This is a genomic window from Lentisphaerota bacterium, from assembly GCA_016873675.1.
Taxonomy (GTDB): Bacteria; Verrucomicrobiota; Kiritimatiellia; order RFP12; family JAAYNR01; genus VGWG01.
In genome coordinates, this window is record VGWG01000196.1 from 1 (window position 1) to 2,665 (window position 2,665).

Annotated in this window: 2 protein-coding genes; both read right to left on the reverse strand. The window is 57.9% G+C overall.

The genetic code is table 11. The features are described from left to right. Window positions 1-170: 170 nt before the first annotated feature. Window positions 171-1,451 carry an MBL fold metallo-hydrolase gene (locus FJ222_12595; protein MBM4165259.1) on the reverse strand — a complete coding sequence of 427 codons (1,281 nt, stop codon included), beginning with the start codon at window positions 1,449-1,451 and terminating at the stop codon, window positions 171-173. Window positions 1,452-1,669: 218 nt separating this feature from the next. Further along, a partial coding sequence (locus tag FJ222_12600; protein ID MBM4165260.1) for an ATP-binding protein occupies window positions 1,670-2,665 on the reverse strand: 996 nt, incomplete at its 5' end.

A 2,665-nucleotide genomic window follows, 5' to 3' on the forward strand; every position in this document is an offset into this window, starting at 1 on the left:
GACGGACCTACCGTGCCTCCTGATGGGCGAAACGGCGGAAAGATAAACGGGAACGCGCCTGAAAAAGGCGGATCGGCTGCCGGAGAACTGGTGGCGAATATCAGCACGTGGGCGCTGATGCTGGCTCAGGGCGGCGATTGAAGGGGACAACGGGCTTGCGCTGCAAGAGGTTAGACAAGGATTGCCTGTCCCCGAATGGCCCTCTCTCCAACGGCCCACCAGTGACCATCATCGCACACTTGTACGTTTCCAAAGGTTTCCTGAAATAGCTCGGGTTGCGCCGTGTGGATGGGCACCACCACAGCAGATTGAAAAGCAGTCCGTAGGCGTTGCAAGTCCTTGACCGAGGCGTGGCCGGAGGTGTGACATTTGTGCATGTGGACACCGCGATCTTCGAGCCACGCCAGCGCCATTTTGGTCTTTTCATCTGAAAGATACCCCTCCCACATCGAGTAGACCAGGCAGGCCCCTTGCAGGCATGCCGCGCTCTCCACGTCAATCTGCATACTGGGGCGAAACAACATCACGGAATGCTTGGCGGCAGCGGCTAGGTCCTCTGGGTATATGCGAGAGTGTTTGTACGTAGTCGAAAGTTCAAACTCCTGGTTGCGTATAATCCGCTGTTTCTGAAACTTCGGCAGAAAGACGCGCATGCCCGCCCAGTCTGCCTGTGGCAAGTTCTGATTCCCGGTGGCATTGAGAATATGCGCGGTATACATGTCGACAATGAATTGCCGACCGGTCTGTTTGGCGGCGCGAAACACGGTCACGAGCCGATCAATATTCTGACCCGAACACCAGACCAGCGGCATTCCCGGGGTGTTACGGAAAATCTGTACAAGGTCTTTCTCCAGATCCAATTCCGTTTGAAAGCCCTCATCGGTCCCCTGCCGCTTGATGGTGGTGCCTTCCATGAGCAAGACGTTCACGTTTGGCGGCGGATGGGAAACCAGGCGCTCAAACAACTTGGCCTTGCGTCCATGCGCACGCAGATCCCCGGTGTAGAACAGGCCCTTGCCGTCGGCTTCTACGAGCACGGCGTAGCTGTCGTAGGCCGAATGGTCCATCAGGAACGGTGTTATCACGAAAGGACCGAGGGGTATCGGCTGACGGTCTACCAAGTGGATGACGTTGTCGAACGACCCGCCCGAGGGCGTAAAAACGGCGGACGCGGCCAAGATGCGTTCCGCCGCCTCGCCCATCAGGAAGGTTGTCGTTTTAGGTACACGATTAGCCAACCCGTAGTGATCCGCATGCGGATGGGAAATGATTATACCCAGCAGCGAAGGATCCTCTTTATCGAAACCCGATACAGCAGGTAGTTCGGCCTTGGCCGGATCATCAACGTCCAGTGGCATCCCGACATCGAGAACCAGTCGTTTGCCTTGCGACTCGATCTCGATGCAGGTCCCGCCGATTTGCTTCGCGCCACGATGAATACATACTTTCATTTCCGTGCCTTAATAATTCCCCGCCCGCCAGTAGCCAGTGTTGCACTGGCTACTGGCTGGCGGGGCCACATTCCTCGTTGTTTTTGCTAGCGATAACCCTTTGCATGGTACTTTCAAGCAGTCATCATCCAGAGTTCGGCTTCTGTGTCCCCAATCAAACCCCATCCACCGGACTGACTTTACTCTGGCTTCTTTAGTTCTACAAGTTTTTCTCTGCGTTACGTTGGTTGGAAGCCAACAACTGCGTGTTTCTGGCCGCGATAGGCCACTTCGTCGGACAACGTCTGGACGATTTCGGAATGGTTCCATTCGGCTGCTGGGCGGAAACGATAGCGAACCCACACGGCCTTCATGTCGCCAGGTGTGACATTTTCGATTCGGGCCACACGGTCCAAGCAGTCCCTGGGCGCTGGATTCTCCTGAACATCGAAGTACCGACGGTAGAGACACTGGCGGCCCTCGGGTGTCGGCATCTTGAACTGCACTTTCCATGCAAACCGGCGGAGGACTGCATGGTCGAGGTAGTCCAGCAGGTTGGTGCAGCAAAGCATGATTCCGCGGTGGTTCTCCATTTGGGTCAGGAGTTCGTTGGTCCGGGTGGTTTCCCAGGAGTGATGAGCGCGGCTACGGTCGATGAAGAAGGAATCGGCTTCGTCGAGCAGCAGGATGGCGTCCTCGTGGTTGGCCTGTTCAAAGGCCTCCCGGATGTTGTGCTCGGTGCCGCCCACGTACATGTTGAGCAGGTCGGAGGCGCGACGGATGATGAGTTCCTTGTCCAGGGATTGCGCCAGATACTGCGCAAAGGCGGTCTTGCCCGTCCCTGGCGGCCCCCAGAAGAGCAGATTGACGCCTGAACGCTCTCCGCTTTGGCTCGCCTGACAAGATCTGAGACCTGCCACGATGCCTTCGGCGGACACATCGGTGCAGACGGCCCCGGGATCATATTGAGACGCCAGTTCCATCAGTTTGCCATCAGCACCGCCGCCGGTGAGGCGTTCGTGGCTGGCAAGCAGTTCCCGAAGTGTGCCCAGCACGGCTGCTTTGTCGGTGGAGCCCACGGGGATGATCCGGGCGGTATTCGCCAGGGCGTTGGCGATACCGGCGGCGCCCACCCGGAATTTGCGGGCCATGTCCGCCACGTCCTCTGCCGTCACCAGGGGTTGCAGAACGCTCTCCCGCAGGTGTGACTGCCAGATTTCCTGGCGACGGCGTGC

Coding starts and splice junctions, on each gene's coding strand:
- FJ222_12595 (MBM4165259.1), bottom strand. CDS start 1,451: ATGAAAGTATGTATTCATCGTGGCGCGAAGCAAATCGGCGGGACCTGC.